Origin of the sequence: Thermoanaerobacterium sp. RBIITD (assembly GCF_900205865.1) — a bacterium.
GTDB lineage: Bacteria > Bacillota > Thermoanaerobacteria > Thermoanaerobacterales > Thermoanaerobacteraceae > Thermoanaerobacterium.
Genome location: NZ_LT906662.1, coordinates 2,453,941 through 2,472,325, shown reverse-complemented (window position 1 = coordinate 2,472,325; position 18,385 = coordinate 2,453,941). Strand labels below are relative to the sequence as shown.

Annotated in this window: 21 protein-coding genes and 1 riboswitch; of the genes, 3 read left to right on the top strand and 18 right to left on the bottom strand. The window is 34.2% G+C overall.

Annotated elements, in window-relative coordinates; genetic code table 11:
- Positions 1–243: 243 nt before the first annotated feature.
- From CPG45_RS11820 to pduA (CPG45_RS11750), 15 genes are read right to left on the bottom strand one after another with little or no spacing between them, the layout of a single operon-like run.
- Positions 244–1,392, bottom strand: a complete 1,149-nt coding sequence (locus CPG45_RS11820; protein ID WP_096232137.1) for an iron-containing alcohol dehydrogenase — start codon at positions 1,390–1,392, stop codon at positions 244–246.
- A gap of 32 nt (positions 1,393–1,424) precedes the next feature.
- Positions 1,425–2,864, bottom strand: coding sequence for an aldehyde dehydrogenase family protein (locus CPG45_RS11815; RefSeq protein WP_096232136.1), 1,440 nt, complete (start codon positions 2,862–2,864; stop codon positions 1,425–1,427).
- The gene (locus tag CPG45_RS11810) at positions 2,854–3,819 is read right to left on the bottom strand and encodes a cob(I)yrinic acid a,c-diamide adenosyltransferase (protein ID WP_096232135.1); all 966 of its coding nucleotides are present in this window, start codon (positions 3,817–3,819) and stop codon (positions 2,854–2,856) included. The genes CPG45_RS11815 and CPG45_RS11810 overlap by 11 nt, the downstream gene beginning before the upstream one ends.
- Positions 3,791–4,117: a EutN/CcmL family microcompartment protein gene (locus CPG45_RS11805; RefSeq protein ID WP_096232134.1), complete on the bottom strand. Its 327-nt coding sequence runs from the start codon at positions 4,115–4,117 to the stop codon at positions 3,791–3,793. The genes CPG45_RS11810 and CPG45_RS11805 overlap by 29 nt, the downstream gene beginning before the upstream one ends.
- 2 nt (positions 4,118–4,119) lie before the next feature.
- Complete coding sequence (locus CPG45_RS11800; RefSeq protein WP_157732392.1) at positions 4,120–4,866, bottom strand: flavoprotein; 747 nt, start codon at positions 4,864–4,866, stop codon at positions 4,120–4,122.
- Positions 4,867–4,870: 4 nt separating this feature from the next.
- Positions 4,871–5,527: a phosphate propanoyltransferase gene (gene pduL / locus CPG45_RS11795; protein ID WP_096232132.1), complete on the bottom strand. Its 657-nt coding sequence runs from the start codon at positions 5,525–5,527 to the stop codon at positions 4,871–4,873.
- A 58-nt stretch (positions 5,528–5,585) separates the two neighbouring features.
- Positions 5,586–5,879: a propanediol utilization microcompartment protein PduA gene (pduA, locus tag CPG45_RS11790; protein WP_096232131.1), complete on the bottom strand. Its 294-nt coding sequence runs from the start codon at positions 5,877–5,879 to the stop codon at positions 5,586–5,588.
- A gap of 15 nt (positions 5,880–5,894) precedes the next feature.
- On the bottom strand, positions 5,895–6,506 hold the full coding sequence (locus tag CPG45_RS18030) for a BMC domain-containing protein (protein WP_157732391.1): 612 nt from the start codon (positions 6,504–6,506) through the stop codon (positions 5,895–5,897).
- Positions 6,507–6,522: 16 nt separating this feature from the next.
- The gene (locus tag CPG45_RS11780) at positions 6,523–6,960 is read right to left on the bottom strand and encodes a glycerol dehydratase reactivase beta/small subunit family protein (protein WP_157732390.1); all 438 of its coding nucleotides are present in this window, start codon (positions 6,958–6,960) and stop codon (positions 6,523–6,525) included.
- A complete protein-coding gene (locus CPG45_RS11775) occupies positions 6,953–8,773 on the bottom strand; it encodes a diol dehydratase reactivase subunit alpha (RefSeq protein WP_096232129.1) in 1,821 nt (606 codons plus the stop codon). Before CPG45_RS11775 ends, CPG45_RS11780 begins: the two co-directional genes overlap by 8 nt.
- Positions 8,774–8,788: 15 nt before the next feature.
- Positions 8,789–9,295: a diol dehydratase small subunit gene (locus CPG45_RS11770; RefSeq protein ID WP_172856556.1), complete on the bottom strand. Its 507-nt coding sequence runs from the start codon at positions 9,293–9,295 to the stop codon at positions 8,789–8,791.
- A 12-nt stretch (positions 9,296–9,307) separates the two neighbouring features.
- Positions 9,308–9,964 carry a propanediol/glycerol family dehydratase medium subunit gene (locus CPG45_RS11765; protein ID WP_096232127.1) on the bottom strand — a complete coding sequence of 219 codons (657 nt, stop codon included), beginning with the start codon at positions 9,962–9,964 and terminating at the stop codon, positions 9,308–9,310.
- Positions 9,965–9,978: 14 nt separating this feature from the next.
- Positions 9,979–11,646, bottom strand: coding sequence for a propanediol/glycerol family dehydratase large subunit (locus CPG45_RS11760; RefSeq protein WP_096232126.1), 1,668 nt, complete (start codon positions 11,644–11,646; stop codon positions 9,979–9,981).
- A 14-nt stretch (positions 11,647–11,660) separates the two neighbouring features.
- Positions 11,661–12,476: a propanediol utilization microcompartment protein PduB gene (pduB, locus tag CPG45_RS11755; RefSeq protein WP_096232125.1), complete on the bottom strand. Its 816-nt coding sequence runs from the start codon at positions 12,474–12,476 to the stop codon at positions 11,661–11,663.
- A gap of 17 nt (positions 12,477–12,493) precedes the next feature.
- On the bottom strand, positions 12,494–12,769 hold the full coding sequence (gene pduA, locus CPG45_RS11750) for a propanediol utilization microcompartment protein PduA (protein ID WP_096232124.1): 276 nt from the start codon (positions 12,767–12,769) through the stop codon (positions 12,494–12,496).
- Positions 12,770–13,008: 239 nt separating this feature from the next.
- Here pduA (CPG45_RS11750) and CPG45_RS11745 point away from each other — a divergent pair, with 239 nt between their 5' ends.
- Together CPG45_RS11745 and CPG45_RS11740 are read left to right on the top strand one after the other, a co-directional pair.
- The gene (locus CPG45_RS11745; protein WP_096232123.1) at positions 13,009–14,226 is read left to right on the top strand and encodes a sensor histidine kinase; all 1,218 of its coding nucleotides are present in this window, start codon (positions 13,009–13,011) and stop codon (positions 14,224–14,226) included.
- Positions 14,219–15,277, top strand: a complete 1,059-nt coding sequence (locus CPG45_RS11740; protein WP_096232122.1) for a response regulator transcription factor — start codon at positions 14,219–14,221, stop codon at positions 15,275–15,277. Before CPG45_RS11745 ends, CPG45_RS11740 begins: the two co-directional genes overlap by 8 nt.
- Before the next feature lie 27 nt (positions 15,278–15,304).
- Here the strand turns inward: CPG45_RS11740 and CPG45_RS11735 are convergent, their stop codons facing one another.
- The 3 genes from CPG45_RS11735 to CPG45_RS18025 all read right to left on the bottom strand — a co-directional run bounded on the left by CPG45_RS11735 (position 15,305) and on the right by CPG45_RS18025 (position 17,294).
- Positions 15,305–15,727: a PaaI family thioesterase gene (locus CPG45_RS11735; protein WP_096232121.1), complete on the bottom strand. Its 423-nt coding sequence runs from the start codon at positions 15,725–15,727 to the stop codon at positions 15,305–15,307.
- A gap of 28 nt (positions 15,728–15,755) precedes the next feature.
- The gene (locus CPG45_RS11730; protein WP_096232120.1) at positions 15,756–16,325 is read right to left on the bottom strand and encodes a sigma-70 family RNA polymerase sigma factor; all 570 of its coding nucleotides are present in this window, start codon (positions 16,323–16,325) and stop codon (positions 15,756–15,758) included.
- A gap of 276 nt (positions 16,326–16,601) precedes the next feature.
- The gene (locus tag CPG45_RS18025) at positions 16,602–17,294 is read right to left on the bottom strand and encodes a C40 family peptidase (protein WP_284697557.1); all 693 of its coding nucleotides are present in this window, start codon (positions 17,292–17,294) and stop codon (positions 16,602–16,604) included.
- Positions 17,291–17,408, bottom strand: a riboswitch (cyclic di-AMP (ydaO/yuaA leader). It overlaps the preceding gene by 4 nt.
- Positions 17,409–17,570: 162 nt before the next feature.
- On the opposite strand from CPG45_RS18025, the gene ku reads away from it, so the two are divergent.
- Positions 17,571–18,383: a non-homologous end joining protein Ku gene (gene ku / locus CPG45_RS11720; RefSeq protein WP_096232118.1), complete on the top strand. Its 813-nt coding sequence runs from the start codon at positions 17,571–17,573 to the stop codon at positions 18,381–18,383.
- The last annotated feature ends 2 nt before the right edge of the window (positions 18,384–18,385 follow it).

Sequence of the window (18,385 nt, the reverse complement as noted above, 5' to 3'; positions counted from 1 at the left end):
TTAATTACGCCTCCTTCTAATATATTTAGATAATAGATCGCTTAAAAAATAGCTAGTTATTTTTTCAGCATAAATATCTGACTATAAATTCATATCTATCATCAATATACCATTCTAAATAATCTTTATATGTGTATTGTAGATTTTATCACAAAACATATCATAGCTACCTCTTAAATAAGATTATACCATATTATAATATAAAAATAGAACTCATTAGTCGAGTTCTTTTTTAAGAATAATTTAATATTTGTGAATACCATAATAGGCTTTTCGATATATTTCAATTATATCCTTTTTACTTGGCTTTTTTGCATTCGTCTTTAAAGTATTGTCAATAAGTGCCATATCAGATAATAATTCAAAATCACTTTCATTTACTTTTAAGTCTTTAATATTTGATGGGATTTCTAATTTTCTATTTAACTCTATGACATCACATATCAAGTTATCTGCGGCCGTGCTATCTGAAATATCATATATATTCTTTTTTAGGCTTCTCATGATATCCGCATATCTTCTACAATTGACATCAAGATTATATTCCATAACAAAGGGCAGTAAAACAGCATTGCAAAGGCCGTGCGGTAAATTATAAAGACCACTTAGTTGATGTGACATGGCATGTACAAGGCCAACTCCTACATTGCTAAAAGCTACACCTGCTAAATATTCCGCATATACCATTTGCTCCCTCGCATCTATATTTTTCCCATTCGAGTAGCATTCATAAAGATTGTCAAAGACCAAGGATATTGCCTTTAATGCAGATATATCACTTAAAACATAATGGTCTACAGATGTATATGCCTCTATAGCATGTGTCAAAGCATCCATACCTGTTTCTGCCGTCAATTTTGGTGGTAATCCTATCATCAAAAGAGGATCATCAACTGCAATATCTGGGATCACTTTTTCATCTACTATTGTAATCTTTCGGTGTTCTAATTCATCAGTAATAACACAAAATCTTGTGACTTCACTACCCGTTCCTGCTGTTGTATTAACACATACAAGTTTAATATTTTTATCTTCACATAATTCATTGTTTTTTAAAAGAACTAATTTAACACCTTTAGCAGTGTCGTGTGCACTCCCTCCCCCCAGTGATATTAATGTATCGCATTCATTGTTAATGAAACATTTTACTGCATTTTTTATTGCACTTACATTAGGATTTGGAATAACTCCATCAAATATAGTGCTTTTTATACTATACTCACCTAAGATCTTTTGTATTTTTTCTGTAAATCCTGCTTTTATCATAAACTTATCTGTAACAATCAAAGCCTTTTTACCAGATATTTTCGATATCTTATTTCCTAAATTAAGAAGACAATCTTTTCCGATTAAAGTTATAAAAGGCATAGTAAACAAATTGCCTTGTGACATTTTTTCACCCTCTTATTTATCATAAGACCATATTATACAATTCTAAATGAATCAACCATTACACATCTTCTCTGTCTGGTAAATGTTGCTGCACATGTTAAACCTTCACCTGTCGGACCAGCTATTGTAAATGTTGTAAATCCTTCACCACCGAATCCTATTCCAGCATATGAAGGTGCATTTTTTACAAATATCGTAGTATTTATTGCTCTTGCAAAACGTGTCAAATTATCAATATTCTTTGAATGCATTTCTGCCGTATGGTGATTTCCATGTTCTACTTCTACAGCTACATTTATTGCCTCATCTATATTTTTTACTTTGACAATTGGCAGTATCGGCATCATTAGTTCTTCCTGTACAAAAGGATGTTCTTTATTACAGCGATAAATTATACAAACTATATCATCACCCACATTAACACCTATTTGTTCAAGTAAAACTTTAGCATCTTTTCCAACCCATTTTTTATTTACAGCATATTCAAATTTAGATCTTTTTATTGAACAACCTTCTGCTTTTAACTCTTCTTTTTTAGTTAACACTATATTAACAAGCTTTTCTGCCTCATTATCTGTTAATTCATATGCACCATTTTTTTTCATATTATTAATTAAGTCTTCATATATTGGTTCAACAGCTATTACCTCTTTTTCTGCAATGCACGGTAAGTTGTTGTCAAAAGTACAACCAAGAATTATATCCCTTGCAGCCTTTTTTATATCAGCTGTCTCATCAACAACGCAAGGTGGATTACCCGCGCCAGCACCTATAGCTTTTTTCCCTGAAGATAATACTGTTTTTACGACACCAGGTCCGCCAGTTGCAACTAAGAGACTTATTTTAGGATGTTTTATCATAACATTTGTAGCGTCAAGTGATGGTTTTCTTACAGATGTTATTAAATTTTCGGGTCCCCCAGCTTCTATTATTGCCTTATTTAAAAATTCAACAGCCATTAAAGATGATTTAACTGCACCTGGATGTGGGCTAAATACAACTGAATTCCCCGCAGCTATCATTCCAATGCTATTGCAGCAAACTGTCTCTGCCGGATTAGTCGATGGTGTTATGCTGCCAATTACTCCGAAAGGAGCCATCTCTACGAGTGTCAAGCCTTTATCACCGGAATAAGCTTTTGTTGTAAGCACTTCAGTACCGGGAGTCTTTTCTGCAACTAACTTTAATTTTAGATATTTGTGATCTACTCTGCCCATTCCTGTTTCCTCAACTGCTAACTTAGCACAGTTTTTTGCATTATCAAGTATTGCTTTCCTCATTTCCGATATAAGCCTTTCCCTTTGCTCTATTGACATTTTCATAAGTTCTTTTTGTGCTTCATATGCCGCTTCAATTGCATCTTCCATTCGGTCATATATGCCATTTTGATACTTATCGTTTATACTTTTTTCTTGTATCTCCTTAAGAACACGTTCTATAACTTCAGATATCATATCATCCTTAATCTCCATTGTACATTACCTCCTTAAATTTTTCGAAACCCGCTTTGGCTATTTTCATATCTTGTTCAACAGTTCCTCCACTTACACCTAAACCACCTATAACATCATTTCCAATTTTTAAAGCTATTCCACCTCCAAATGTAACAACTTTTTTGTCAACTGTGTTTATGCCTAAAAGCTCACCATTCGGCCCCGTCATATCTTTTAAATCTTCCGTATTCATTTTTAGCGCAACCGCTGTATATGCCTTTCCTTTCGATATATTAATACTTAATAGAAGTGCTCCGTCCATTCTTTCCTGTAGTACAAGATTTCCTCCATCATCAACAATAGTGATTACTACCGGTATACCTATTTTTTCTGCCATATATTCGGCACTTTCAGCTATTTTCCTTGCTAACTCAAGATTCATCTTTTTAATTGGTGATAAACCTACCACTTTTTTCACCTTTTCATATATTTCGCTATAATCAACAAACCTGGCTAAAATATATATTAAATCTGATAATCTATTTATATATTTAATGAGGTGTGGATTTACTCTTTCTTTGAAGTTGAGTGAAATTATACATCTTTCAGCTCTACGTATAATTGTCCTTGCAACGTCAAAATAAGCACTTTTACTGTTTCCTGGTATTACAAAACCTTGTTGCTTAGGAATTTTATTTGAGTATTCATCGATAATTTTTTCAAGCTCGAGGACGTCTTCTTCTCTTATCTTCTCTGGAAACCTCTCTCTATCTATAGAAGCAAGTTCAGCTGCAACATCAAACAGTTTCTTCTGTATGTTTATTATAATATTTTTTAGGTCTTTATCTATAATGCTGTATCTTACAAGTCCCAAATAAGAATTTGCCTCATCAATCGTGCCATATGCTTCGACTCGCATATCACATTTAGGTACCCTAATATTTCCGAGTAAAGATGTTTCTCCACTATCCCCTGTCTTTGTATAAATTTTCATTTGAATCCCCCATTTCTTTGTCCAAATTTCTATCATATTCAATATTGTCTATAATTCCTACTATAGATAAGTCAACTGGGGATTCTTTTTTCTCTCCTGATGAATATCGTGCACTACTGCCTGTCGATAAAAGGACATATTCTCCAACACCTGCACCAACTGTATCTACCGCGACCATCGGATATCTTATTGGATTACATTTAAAATCAATCTGTTGTACAATAAGTAATTTATATCCAACCAACTTATCATCTTTTCTTGTTGATACAACATTCCCTACGATCCTTCCAAGTAACATTTTTATTCCTCCCTTATAAGCCTTATTTTGTTGTCCATTATGTAATCATTCGCGAGAGGTGTTACTAATGCATTCTTTTTTATATAAATTGTCTTCGATTTGCCAATATTAAGTAAATCTTGGAGTGTTACTACATTAGAATTCAATTTTGTATCATCGCAAATGTCATTTTTATAACTTCTCTTTTGAAAATTCAAATCAAATATACCTTTTATAACATCAAATAGATCACTGGAATTAACGAGAGTAGCTCCAAAGCTTTCAAGTATCTTAAAATAATTTAAAAGCATTCTATTATATGCCTCATTTTTTGTCATTCCCTTTGATATCCTAAATTGGTTTTTAAAATCTGCTCCATCTTTAACAATTATGATTTTTTTATTAAACATAAAGGCTTCGGCTAAGCCAAGTGTAACTTTAGTGTCCTGTATGCCAAGGGCTACCTTTGCAAGTGTATTTCTTGTCAGAGATGCTACTAAAATAAAGTCCGCCTCTTTTATAGATGTCGTAATATCATCCTTTTCTTCTAAAACATCGCTAATGCTTAATATTTTATCAATTCCTATGACTTTCTTTGCTGCATCTGATAAAACAGATTTGTAGCATATATTATATTTCTTAGCTTTTTTAAGGTCAGATAAAATAGAGTCAATATTGAGAGGTGTACCACTAAAAAATAATAAAACTTTCCGTCCAATACGTCTTACTACTTCAGCATATACTTCATCAATTAACTTTTCGATATCCATTTTATCATTCCTCATTATATTTATATATCTTTACAATTCTGACCATATCGCCATTTTTTATTTCGCAGCAATTCGCTTCGTCTGTATCGATATGCATTTCAAGTTTGTTTTTATCATTTACCCGTATTAATACATTTTTGAATATGATCCCTTTTTCACCTTGTGTTTCCACATCAACAAAATCTCCATTTTTTACACCATATCTTTCCGCATCTTCTTTTAGCATGTGAATATGTCGCTTCGCACATATCACTTTATTTTTAAAAATTAAAGAACCTTTTGGTCCAATTACTGCAAGTGTCTCAGAATCTTTAAGGTCTCCAGAATCCCTTACAGGTGGTTTTATGCCAAGTATATAAGAATCTGTTCTTGATATCTCTATCTGACTATATTTTCTCACAGGGCCTAAAACTCTGACATTTGACAAAGAACCTTTTGGCCCCGCTATTGTAACAGTTTCATTAGCCGCAAATTGTCCTGGTTGATTGACTTTGTTTTTCACTGTTAGAGCATACCCTTTACCATATAATACTTCAAGGTCATCCTGTGTCAGATGAATATGCCGGTTTGATATGCCTATTGGTATAGAATAGCTTCGATCTTTTATCGATATTGTTTTTAATATTTCTTTAGCAATTACTTCCGATAAATTTTCCTCCATTTACATCACTCCATGAAGTATTTTTATATGGCCCCACAATATGTGGAGCCAAAAGTTATTATTCAGTTTTTTCAACATTAAGCTTTGGCAGTATCTTTTCTGTGTCTGTATGTGGCCTAGGAATAACATGTATAGATACAACTTCTCCTACTCTCTTTGCTGCATTTGCACCTGCATCTGTAGCTGCTTTTACAGCACCTACATCGCCTCTTACCATAACAGTAACTAATCCAGAGCCTATTTTTTCATATCCAATTAGTACAACATTAGCTGCTTTTACCATAGCATCTGCAGCCTCTATAGCGGGAACAAGTCCCCTTGTCTCAACCATACCAAGTGCTTCACCAGTCATATAAATTACCTCCTATTATTTTTTGTAATGTATGCATAAATTTCTCGGCTGCCCTTTTCTTCTCGGGCAAAGCGGATCTTTGCATAAATTGCATACATCCTTTGTATTTGCAATTTCGTCTAATTTTGTCTCATCTTTATTTTCTATTTCAATCATAACTTCTCCTATTTCTTCAACTTCATCTTCTTCGTCTTTCTCTTCCTCAGCTTCTTCGGCTTTATTAGTTTTATTTCCATCTTTATTGGCCTTTATTTCCTTTAATTTACTAATTTTGATTACATTGTCTGTTGAATTCAGATTATTATCAGAATTATCAACATCATATTGTTGTTTTGCTACTCCAACAGTTTCGGCTGATACAACCATATCTTTTATACCTTCAATTGGCCTCGGTATTACAACACTTGTGTATACCTTGTTAACCTTTGAAGCAGCTATCTTTGCAGCTTCAACTGCAGCTTTAACAGCACCAACATCACCTTGTATCTTAACAGTTACCATGCCACCACCTTTTGAAAGCTCATATCCAATAAGTGTGATGTCTGCTGATTTTAATGCTGTATCACATGCCTCTATAGCGGCGGCAAGTCCTATAGTCTCAATTAATCCTAATGCTTTTGTTATCACAGAATCACCTCCAGCCTTATCTGCTGGATATATATTTTTCAACAATTTCTTTAACAATATTCTCTAAAATATCAGTGTTATCTTTCTTTTTATCTGCTGTATCATTTTTAGTTTTTTGAAGTAATTTAAAGGGTAATCCTTTATATAATCTTGCAGCATTTGTTCCAAAATTTCTCGCAACCTGATAATCGCTATCACCAATACTGATATCAAAAACAGGCTTTTTATCAGGCATTTTTGAATAATACAATGTTAAATTATTTTTATTAGCATTTGCTCCTATCCCAAATTTTGAGATTAGTGCTGTATTATACGGAGTTTTATAAAATTCCTTACTATCGACATATACTTTATAAGGTATACCTTCTTCTTCTATCCCAGCTTTTATTTCCCTTAAGATTCTATCATTACAACCATTTGTTGAAATAACTATTGATGGTATTTCATTACCCATTGTTTTCACTTCCATATAAGTATGATAGTACAAGCCCTGTAGCTACAGCATTCCTTGGTCCTTCTTTTGCTCTAATATTGCCTCTTCCGCATACTATTCCATATTTAGAAAGCGCATCAGATATCATATCAGGAATTTCAAAATCTAATGCAGAACCACCTACCAAAACTACGAATTCCGTGCCCCTTATATCGCCTGTCGTCGAAATATCTTTAAGTGCCCTTATAGCATTTGATACAAAAACTTTCTTTTTAGCATCTCTTCTGACAACTTTTATTTTTTCCATGCTATACTTTGTCGGTATTGGCTCAAGGCCATTCTCGGTTATAACAGCTACTCTTGCAAAAAGTGAAGAGTCTAAAGGATTTTCAAAAAATTGAACTGTTCCATCTTCCAATCTGATGTTAAATAGACTTTCTACTTTTGCAAGTGGATATTTTTTGATGTTTTCTGCAATATCAAAACTATCAAGTCCTAACTCAGATTTAATAAGCATTGTTACCATATCACCAGCACCCGCGTGGTGAATTGACCTTATTTTACCACTTTTATCAATATATGCTGCATCAGTTGAACCACCTCCCATATCAAGTATGGCAAGGGGTCTACTTGTTCCAGGGGTAGTAAGTGCCCCGAGTACTGCCATATTCGCTTCGACACCGGCAATACTAACTTTTATTCCTGTTTCGTCTTCTAATTTTTTAGCTATTTGTTGCATTGGTAATTTATTTGTTCTAACCATTGCAGCGAGGCCAACTGCATTCTCTAAGGAAAACTCCCCAGCAATGCCTCCTTTGACCTTTTGTGGTATAAATGTATCAACTGCAAGGATATCCTGTATATGCATATCACTTATCGGCTGCTTCGTCAATTTCGACATAACTTGCTTTACTCTTTCAAGCATACCACCGACATTAGTCCCCGGTTCTCCTGATACATCTATTAATGGTTTAACTTCATCAACTCTCTCCATTATCTTTTTTGAACCACTGCCAATTTCCACTTCTATTTTGCTTTTCCCGAATAATATTAATTTACCTGCTGGAATTACTCTCTCTTTGACTTCACCTTGAGGAGTTCTTATAACAACGGCTGAGCGATTACCTATAAGTGCCCTTGCAACAGGTATAATGTGTTTTGTTTCTTCGGGGGTTAATTCAAATACCGTTGCAATTCCATATGGATTTGAAAGAACTTTTAGTGTTTCACCCGGATTTGCAACTTCGACAGCTGCTTTCATATTTAATGGGACTTTATCTATCAATTCAACTTCATCAACTATAGGTATTTTCTTTTTAAGTCTATTACAAATGAGAACTGCGTCATCCTTTTTAACAATTGCCCCATTAACATTGACATTATTATCTAACGCACTATTTATTCTATTTGCAGCTTCTTCAAAATCCATGTTTGGCGGAACTATACATATTACATTATCACCAGCGTGCAAATTCTGGAGTTCATCTATATAAACCGTTGTACCAATTCCAAGCCCAACTCCACCTGGTGTAGTAGGATTATGGCCAATCATAGTAGATTCTGTTATTATGGTTTCTGTTATTGTTTCCATAGCTACATCACCGATTACAGGTGTTGCCTCATTAATCCTTATCATCTTAATGTCTTTTAGGTTAATGCCGGCATTCGAAGCTGCATTGTCAAGTGCTATTAATATGCCAGGGACATTGTCAACAGTTCCTTTTATGCCTGTTGTCTTTGTTATACCGCTTGATATAAATTTTTTACTTTCAATATCTGCTATGGCGACTTCTGTTGTCGAATTTCCTATATCGATTCCAGCAATCAGATTCAATTATTATCACCTCTGTCAAGCTTTTAAAATGCCCCTTCTTTCATAAACATCTGCAGCTTCTCTTATAAGGTCAGCATTCATCTTCGCACCATATTTTTCATCAAGCTCGTTAGCAATTGACAAAAGTTCATCTTTAGTTGACCTTCTCGGTCTTAAAGCATTATATATTTCAAGCACCCTGTCATCAGGAACTTTTGTAAGCTCCGCAGCTCTTCTTAAATTCCTTGCAAATTGGTGTCTTCCAACAGACTCAGCGACTTGAGCCTGATATAGTAATGTATCACTTGTTATTCTAATATCATCAGGTGTTACCTTATCATTTAAAACTGAATCTAACGTTATATCGTCAAGTCCTTTACCAGTGGACGTTTTTACTAAATCTTTACGTTTTTGTGCGAGTGGATAATCCTTATATGTCACTTTACAGATGTTATTGCAATTTTCTTCCTTTTTGTTATCAGTTTTTTCACCCATGGTCTTTAGCACATCGCGAATTATCTTTTCCAACATCTCATCCTGCATCATAAATCCCCCTTACTTAAATTCAACTTGTAGTTCAATAGGCTTAGCATTAGGGACAACATGTTCTGTCTCTTTTATATGAAGCACAGCAGCAATAGCCTGATATCTTGGTCTCGCCATTTGATCATTTTTAACCGGGACAGGTGATGGTGATTCACCTTTTGCATATTTCGCGGCATTTTTGCCTATTGCTCTATATGTCTGCCTATCGATTAATGGAGCTTGTGGAAATAATTCAAGGTTATCAAGTGGTGCTAAATCTTTTTGATGAATGACGGTTGTTCCTTTAGACTGTATGCCTATGCCTATGCCCGAACCACTCAAAGAAGCCGCATCATGTGCCATAAATCCAACATCAGATGTACGTAGAACTCTTATTACCCTTGACTTTATGCCTTCTTCCTCAATCCCTGCTAATACTTCTCTCAATACATCTTCATGTGGTATTCCAACTATTGTTTTTGTTTGGTATTCTCCAAATGCCGGCCCTATTGCTATAACTACTTCGTCGCTATTTATACCTTTTTGGGCTTCACCTAATTCTATAAGCTTAAGCTTTCCTGAATGATCAGGTTTGCTTGGAGCAACAACAGTTTTGATATCGCGGTTATTAATCCTTTTCAGGACTTCTTCTGTTATCTGTCTTATTAAAGCATCATTAACATCCATTTTAAAACCCCCTTTTATACAAGGTCTTCTGGGCCTTTTGCTTGATTAATATTTTTTATTTCTTCCCATCTCTTACCTTCAACCCTATATCCTGTACCAGGTCCTGTATAATCATTAACATCGTTAACCGCACTTATAACATTAAAATTACTATCAAAAATTGAAGATGTATGCAGATAATCACCAGCGACTCTTTGCTTTAACATATTGAGAACTCTATCCGCGACATCATTAAAGCCGTTTTTTGCAAGGGCTTTTACAATATCAAGGCCAGTTATTCCACGCTTTAGTAAATCCTGAGCAGCTCTCATATCCTCTGCTTGGTTTCTTAATGGCATGTCTTCACTGCCATGTGCGTATGTTGCAGCATCAACCTCAGTATCCGTTATAGGAGGGAGTCCAAGTTCTTTAAATACCGCTTGTAATGCTTTAGCCGCTTTATGCCTCATAGCAATAACATCCTGTTCTGTAACAGGCCTTAACCCGCCATCTGCCTTAAAATCTCTTTGCAATATTAAATAATCATCATAATCTTCTGCATCAAAATTTGACCCAGCAAACATGTTATCATAGTTGGGAACAGCACTATAACCTGAAAATATAAAATCAGTTCCGGCCAATATATATAGAAGAGTTCTTGCAGTTTTTCTTATTGGTGAATGTGTAAATGTCTGATCATTACCAGATGCTACTTCAAGGTCGAGTAGCTCTGTTATTAAATTTTCTGCTATTACTGCTCTTAAGCCACCAGATACGGCACCTGGTACACCTATGCAACTTATGGAACCATTCTGAAGCCCTTGTACGCCGGCACCCTTTGTTATCATTATGCATCTTGCCTCAAGATAAAGCATCGATTTTCCTTCGGCATATCCCATCTGCACTTCTGATCCTGTACCTGATGTAAATCTCATTTTTAACCCTCTTGAAGCATATGATGATGCAAGGAATGATTTTGACCATGGCGTATCATCGCCATCTATAAAAACTCTCTCTGTTCCATATACTGATATAGTTTCAGCATATGCTGTAAACCCTCTCATTCCAAGTCTTAATTCGGTTGCTTCTTCAAGTGCGCATTGTGTCAATACACCGCCGCGGCCTGTCTGTGATCCAATAAGGAGAGCCATTGCATTAAATGGTGCATATCTTGTAAGTCCGACTGTCGTCTCCATTTCATCAAAGCCTCTTATTGCCGATTCTGCTGCATCAGCCGCTATCTGCACTGGATTATCTTTTAAATTTGTCACATGGCATTGATTTGATGGTGTTCTTCTCGCTCTCATTTTTTGAAGTCCCATTGCCATTTCTATTACATTCATTTTATCAACTACTTCGACTAACTTTGCCGGCGTTATAGATGTCGTTACTTTTATAACTTCGTTTCGTGGAACATTTACATCGCAAATCATTTTAGCTATGTCAACCGAATTTAAAGCCATTGCCTTTTCACAATTTTCTTTATTTATTGCATGGTCAGCTATAAATTGATCTATAAAGTCAAAGTCCTCTCTTTTCTTACCGTCGAGCTCAACAACTACACCATTTTCTATTTTTATACTTGGTTTAGGATCATTGGGACTACCTATTGCGATTAGGCCAACTTCTGGCCAGTCCTTGACAAAACCATCTTTGTTCACATCTCTCTTTTCAAGAACTTCAAACCTTTTCGACCTCTTCATTTATATCACCTCGTTTATATATATGGCTGTGTAGTCGATACAGGATTTTGCCCCATAGCTTTTAATACCTTCATGCCAACTTCTCTTGCCGCTATAACAGCCTGTCTTACAGCTCCAGAATCACCTGTAACAGAGATTATTACCTCATTTGAGTGGGCAGTTCCAGCACCGGGACTCGCGTATGACACAATCTCTACGTTAGCAGTCTTAACTGCCGTATCAGACATCAACACACCGATTGCCGCTGGTGCTCCAACAATAAGGCCAAAAGCTTTTCCGACTGGTGCTCCAAATGCTTTATTTATCGCGTAACTTGCTCTTGCAGTATATTGTAGCTCAAGATGTCCTGCATCACATGTATATACATCGCCGAAAGTTCTATTGAGTTCCTTCAACGAGACTTCGATCGCTCTTCTTGCATCAGATACTTCCTCTGCTCCAAATATTATCAAACTTCCATGTCCCGCTCCACCTTTTGTATCTCTTGCAAGTTCAACAGATACAATTTCCGTATTTGTGGCTTTGACACCTTCATCTGCGGCCATTATCTGGGGACCCGCACCTGTTCTTGCACCTAATATGCCAATTGAGCGGAACCTTTTATCAAGGCCCATTTTTTCGTGGAGCATCGAATCGACGTTGGCAATTACAAGCCCCACTGTGTCGCCAATTGCTGTACCGACGAATTCGGTTAGTCCCACTGTAGGCATCATAACATTATCCTCCTTTTCTACTTCTTTTATATTTTCTGCTTTATCGGAAGCAGTTACATTTTGATTAAGCCTTTTTTTCACTTCTTCCATAACTTTTTCGAGAACTTTATCATCCATAAACATTCCTCCTTAACCTATATTTTGGGTAAAATCTTCTCGGTATCAGAATGTGGTCTCGGGATTACATGAATCGACACAACTTCGCCAACTCTTTTTGCCGCGGCTGCGCCAGCGTCTGTTGCAGATTTTACAGCACCAACATCACCACGTACCATAACAGTTACTAGGCCATGGCCAATCTTTTCGTAACCTATAAGCACTACATTAGCTGCTTTTACCATCGCATCTGCTGCCTCTATTGCAGGAACTAAGCCTTTTGTTTCAACCATTCCAAGTGCTTCTTGACCCATACATAAACCTCCTTTTATTTTTCTATATAATAAATTCAACATTAATTTTTAATTGCCTATTGATAACATTGATATTTTTTTGGACTTTATTGAGTTTGTTTTATAACATATTTACTTAAAATTTATTAAGTGATAAAATATAAGTAGTATATTAACTGATTTTTGTATTTAATTGATATCTATTAAAAAGTCCTTGCATATATATTTAACGTATAATAATATTGGACATGGTGATACATATGAATAAATATAAACTAAAAGACCTTATTGATATACCATTTTTGCAAGACCTACAAGATAAATTCGCTAAAATAATGGATGTTGCTGTCGTAACCGTCGATGTTAAGGGAGAACCTGTAGTTAATCCCAGTAATTTCTCTGACTTTTGTAAATTGGTAAGAACATCACCACATGGGCTCCATAGATGTATGCGCTCAGATGCAACTGGTGGATTCAAAGCAATGAGGGCTGGTGAGCCATTTGTTTATTATTGTCATTCAGGTTTAACAGATATAGCCGCACCAATTATAGTAAATGGGCAATATCTTGGTTGTGTTTTATGTGGTCAAGTTATGGTTGATGAATTTGACTATAAAGACCATTTAAAACCTGATAAGCTTTCAAAAGAACTGTCCCTCCCTATTGAACAATTAAATGATTGTTTAAAAAGAACTCATACAATAGCATATCAAAAACTAAAGGATGCCGTTGATTTTCTTTATCTATTTGCTAATTTTATTGCAAAAACCGGTCTTGCAAATCTTACGCAGCAGAATCTGATGCATGAAATGCAGGCAAGGATGGAATTAGAAAGATTACTTAAAAATACGGAATTAAAAGCACTGGAATCGCAGATAAATCCACACTTTTTATTCAATACATTGAATACGATTGCTCGTATGGCATTAATTGAGAATGCAAGTCAAACTGAAGAACTTATTTATGATTTATCAGATATATTAAGATATAGTCTTAAAAATATTGACCAGCTTGTTGATATTGAAACTGAAATAGGCAATATTAAAAAATATTTATTTATCCAAAATATTCGTTATGGCGACAGAATATCATATTCTATTGAAATCAGTGACGAAATTTTAAAAGCCCAAATTCCAGTTATGACACTACAGCCACTCGTCGAAAATTCTATAATACATGGGCTCGAAGGCAAAGTAGAAAATGGTTTTATTAAAATTAATGGTTATAGGGATAATAATTTTGCAATTATAGAAATTATTGATAACGGTTCAGGAATCCCTAAAAATATCCTAAATAATCTTCTTCAAGAAAATAAAAAGGTCGATTCAAGCTCAACGGGACTTGGCATACAAAATGTTGACAGTAGAATAAAACACTTTTTTACAAATGATTGTGGATTAAAAATCGAGAGTATTACTGGCAAAGGTACCAAAGTACTAATTAAAATACCTTTTATAAGGAGTGACAAACATGTATAAAGTCCTTATAGCAGATGATGAAAGCATTGAAAGAAGGGCTATAAATATTATTTTAAAAAGAAATAATAACTTTAAACTTATCGGAGAAGCTAAAAATGGCATTGATGCTGTAGAAAAGGCAAAAAATCTTAATCCTGATGTTATACTTATGGATATAAAAATGCCGGAAATGGACGGTATTCAAGCAACAAAAGAAATACTAAAAACAAATCCTAATGTCAAAACAATCATATTAACTGCCTATGACGAATTTCAATATGCTCAGCAAGCAGTTAAAATTGGCGCTGTTGATTATCTGTTGAAACCCGCTCGTCCAGAAGATCTAATTAAAAGCATAAGTGATGCAGTTATGTTTAAAACGCAAGATGCATTTCCTATTAATAGCAAAAATCTAAAGACATATCTCGATATCAATAAAAACAATACTTTATACGAAAAAATAAAAATAGGCGACAAAATGGCAGTAAAAATTGAACTTAATAAGATAATTGAAGAGCATTTACATAACAAATCCGACGATATTAAAAAATTTTTGATTATTCTATTCATTAAGATGATAGATTTTATATCGAATGAAAATGATTTTATTGAAGATAAACTTATAAAACTTGGTGACAAATTTTCAATTGAAATAAGTAAATTGGAAGATGTAGCTCAAATAAAGGAAGTTGTTTTCGATCATATTGATATGCTTTTTAATATAATGATAAATGATAATATTAAGGCAGATAAACCTTCTCTAATTAAGGAGACACTAAAATACATTGACAAAAATTATAATAGAAATATAACACTTGAAGATGTAGCAAAATATATACATTTAAACCCGCAGTATTTAAGTAGATATTTTAAAAAGACTATGAATATGAATTTTATTGATTATATTTCTAAATTAAGAATAAATTCTTCAAAAAAATTACTAGCCGAAACAGATTTAAGCATTAATTCTATCGCACTAAAGGTAGGATACATGGATTCAAGTTACTTCTGCAAAGTATTTAAAAAAATCGAAGGTATTTCTCCACATAAGTTTAGAGAAAACTTGAAATAGAAAAAGAGGCCGCTTTGGCCTCTTTATTCATTTTATATTATAGAAAGTCTCCCTCGCCGTCGCAGCTAATTTTCCTTCTTGATTATATGCATCACATACTGCAATAGTCGTTGACTTACCAGTATGGACTACTTTTCCGATCGCCTTTATTGTATCGTTATTCATAACAGGTTTAATAAAATTTATATTCATCTCAAGTGTAACTATGTTTTTCCCAAGTGTCCTTGCAGCCATTCCCATAGCTGTATCCATAATAGAAAATAATACACCACCATGGGCTATACCAAGTGGATTTAAGTGCTTATCAGTAATTTTTACTTCCATTATGGATTGTCCCATCCCTAATTCTGTAATGTTCATATCAATTAATCTGTGGTAGCTGGTGCTTTTATTTACCTCTAATATACTATTAAAAATTTCTTCATCAATTCCTTTATTTATTGCGGCCATAATTACAATCATCCTTTCATAATGTTTATTAAATTATTATATCATTTTTTATTTCAAATCTTAATCTATCTATACCGCGATTTTTTAATTTAACAATGCTTTGATAGCCTATCCCCATTTCTCTTGCTATGTCTGCCATTGATCTATTTTCAAAAAAATATAATTCTATTATATTCTTTTGTTTTTCCGTTAATTTCTTGAATGCATTTTTTAATTTTTCATCTAAATTATTTTGGAAAAATTCATCCTCGGGCGACAAATTTCTGCTTTCGATTAAGTCAATTATCTCATCTTCATCATCGTCACCTGCTTTAACATTTAATGATAAATTTAAATTTCTCTTTCTATATCTTCCAATGAAGAAATAATTAAGACGCATATTGGCAAAACCTATGAATTCCTTCCCCTTATTCACATCAAATTCTTTAATTGCCCTTAACAAAACCTCTCTTCCGTCTTGAAGCATATCATTAAAATCGTCGTATGGAAATCTTTTTGCAAGTGAAATTAAAAGCGGATTAAACCTTTCTAAAATCTCCTCAGTTGATGTTTCATCGCCATTTTTTGCCTTAAAGCACAGTTCATTATAACTTCTCATGGAATACACCTCACAAAATAGTGAGGACCGGTCCCTTTCAGCGCTGCACTGTGCTTTAATTTTATATTAAAAACATATGTTCGACAATTTTTGACTTTATATAAAGTACAAATTGATTTTTAACAAATCGGCAAAGATTTTAAGAAAATCGTAAATGTATCTGCAAATTTATATAGAACTTCCATTAAGATTTTATTTAAGCTTAAATATTTTTCCAAAGAAAAAAAGCATGTATATGTACTATTAACGGTACACATACATGCAATCTTCTTATTCTTAATAATATCTTCTGGCACCTATATAATATTGTCTAAACCAACCGCTAAAATCATCATATGCTGCCTGCTTTCTCGAATCGCTCATATGTATTATGCGGTTATCACCTATGTATATTCCTTCATGTGTCGGACCATTGCCAGATGTTGAGAAAAATACTATATCGCCCGGTTGTAAATTTGATAAACTTACTGCCCTTCCACCATCATATTGGTCATATGTTGTTCTGCCAATGCTCTTCCCTGCTTTTTTGTACACATACTGCACAAAACCGGAACAATCAAAACCTGATGGCGTTGTTCCGCCATATACGTATGGAGTTCCCAAATACTGTTTTGCTATACTTACAATGTCATAATTTGATGTACGCTCATAGGAGCCTCTTGATGTAGCACTTCCGCTTCCTGCCGCTCTTTGAATTGCTGCCTCTGTCGCAGCACCTACTATGCCATCAACAGCAAGTCCATATTTACGTTGTAAAGACATTACGGCATTCTTCGTAGCACTGCCGAAGATTCCATCAATACCACCTGTGCTAAAACCAAGTCTATTTAATTGCTCTTGTAAATTATACACTGCCTGTCCTCTTGAACCATATTTTAGTACTTCCATTGCAAAAACACTTGGTGATTGCATAAGTGTTATTGATATAACAACTGATGCGACTAACTTTTTGTGATTCAATAGATTCATCCTCTCTTTCCGCCTACGAGGTTAGTTGTCGGGTTCGGTAAAGAGTAACCCTACCGCAATGCGGATTCACCCCTAAAAAATCCCCCGTTCATTTCGATTAGGCATTTAATAATTTTTTAATAAATTTAATAAAAAATTTATTATTTTAATAATTATTTAATATTATACAATCGTTATATCTTAATGTCAACCGAATTCTATTTATTTCCAGAAGTTTTCTATAATATGTGGATATAATATGAATAATAAAAATTATTTATAAGGAGTTGTAGTATTATGCGCTCAATGTGGAAAGGTGCTATAAGTTTTGGCCTTGTAAGTATACCTATAAAGCTTTATGCAGCAACAGAAGACCATACTATACATTTTAAACAGCTGCACAAAGAATGTAAATCACCTATAAAATATGAAAAGATTTGTCCTGTTTGCAATAGGCAAATATCAGATGAAGAAATTGTTAGAGGTTATGAATATGAACCTGGAAAGTATGTTATCATAGATGACGAAGATTTAGAAAGGATTCCTATGTCGACAGTAAAAAGCATTGATATCCTCGACTTTACAGATATAGATAAGATAGACCCTATTTATTATGATAAAACATACTATATTGCACCCGAAGACATTGGAGCAAAACCATATGTTTTGTTGAGAGATTCGATGAAAGAAACTAATCGTGTAGCAATTGCAAGGGTCGTAATAAGGGCAAAGCAAGATCTAGCATGTATTAGAGTTTATAATGATAAATACATGGTACTTGAAACAATGCATTTTCCCGATGAGATAAGAAATACAGAACAACTGCCACCTATAAGAGATGTCAATTTGCATGAAAATGAGATAAAAATGGCTAAACAGCTTATTGATGCACTGACAGCTAATTTTGATCCAATAAAATACGATGACAATTATAGAAAAGCAATAATAGAGGTCATTGAATCAAGGATTCAGGATAAAAAGATAGAAATTCCAGAGAAAGCTCCGGCTGTAGAAAATGTTTTAGACCTTGTAAGTGCATTAAAAGCCAGCATAGATTCTGTGAAAAATGATACAACTTCTAAAAAAGTACGTAAAAAGAAAGGTGCATAAAA

Excerpts from the sequence above, each read along its gene's own strand:
- CPG45_RS11820 (WP_096232137.1), bottom strand. The coding sequence starts at position 1,392 with ATGTCACAAGGCAATTTGTTTACTATGCCTTTTATAACTTTAATCGGA.
- CPG45_RS11815 (WP_096232136.1), bottom strand. The coding sequence starts at position 2,864 with ATGGAGATTAAGGATGATATGATATCTGAAGTTATAGAACGTGTTCTT.
- CPG45_RS11810 (WP_096232135.1), bottom strand. The coding sequence starts at position 3,819 with ATGAAAATTTATACAAAGACAGGGGATAGTGGAGAAACATCTTTACTC.
- CPG45_RS11805 (WP_096232134.1), bottom strand. The coding sequence starts at position 4,117 with ATGTTACTTGGAAGGATCGTAGGGAATGTTGTATCAACAAGAAAAGAT.
- CPG45_RS11800 (WP_157732392.1), bottom strand. The coding sequence starts at position 4,866 with ATGGATATCGAAAAGTTAATTGATGAAGTATATGCTGAAGTAGTAAGA.
- pduL (WP_096232132.1), bottom strand. The coding sequence starts at position 5,527 with ATGGAGGAAAATTTATCGGAAGTAATTGCTAAAGAAATATTAAAAACA.
- pduA (WP_096232131.1), bottom strand. The coding sequence starts at position 5,879 with ATGACTGGTGAAGCACTTGGTATGGTTGAGACAAGGGGACTTGTTCCC.
- CPG45_RS11780 (WP_157732390.1), bottom strand. The coding sequence starts at position 6,960 with ATGGGTAATGAAATACCATCAATAGTTATTTCAACAAATGGTTGTAAT.
- CPG45_RS11770 (WP_172856556.1), bottom strand. The coding sequence starts at position 9,295 with ATGCAGGATGAGATGTTGGAAAAGATAATTCGCGATGTGCTAAAGACC.
- CPG45_RS11765 (WP_096232127.1), bottom strand. The coding sequence starts at position 9,964 with ATGGATGTTAATGATGCTTTAATAAGACAGATAACAGAAGAAGTCCTG.
- CPG45_RS11760 (WP_096232126.1), bottom strand. The coding sequence starts at position 11,646 with ATGAAGAGGTCGAAAAGGTTTGAAGTTCTTGAAAAGAGAGATGTGAAC.
- pduB (WP_096232125.1), bottom strand. The coding sequence starts at position 12,476 with ATGGATGATAAAGTTCTCGAAAAAGTTATGGAAGAAGTGAAAAAAAGG.
- pduA (WP_096232124.1), bottom strand. The coding sequence starts at position 12,769 with ATGGGTCAAGAAGCACTTGGAATGGTTGAAACAAAAGGCTTAGTTCCT.
- CPG45_RS11745 (WP_096232123.1), top strand. The coding sequence starts at position 13,009 with ATGAATAAATATAAACTAAAAGACCTTATTGATATACCATTTTTGCAA.
- CPG45_RS11740 (WP_096232122.1), top strand. The coding sequence starts at position 14,219 with ATGTATAAAGTCCTTATAGCAGATGATGAAAGCATTGAAAGAAGGGCT.
- CPG45_RS11735 (WP_096232121.1), bottom strand. The coding sequence starts at position 15,727 with ATGGCCGCAATAAATAAAGGAATTGATGAAGAAATTTTTAATAGTATA.
- CPG45_RS11730 (WP_096232120.1), bottom strand. The coding sequence starts at position 16,325 with ATGAGAAGTTATAATGAACTGTGCTTTAAGGCAAAAAATGGCGATGAA.
- CPG45_RS18025 (WP_284697557.1), bottom strand. The coding sequence starts at position 17,294 with ATGAATCTATTGAATCACAAAAAGTTAGTCGCATCAGTTGTTATATCA.
- ku (WP_096232118.1), top strand. The coding sequence starts at position 17,571 with ATGCGCTCAATGTGGAAAGGTGCTATAAGTTTTGGCCTTGTAAGTATA.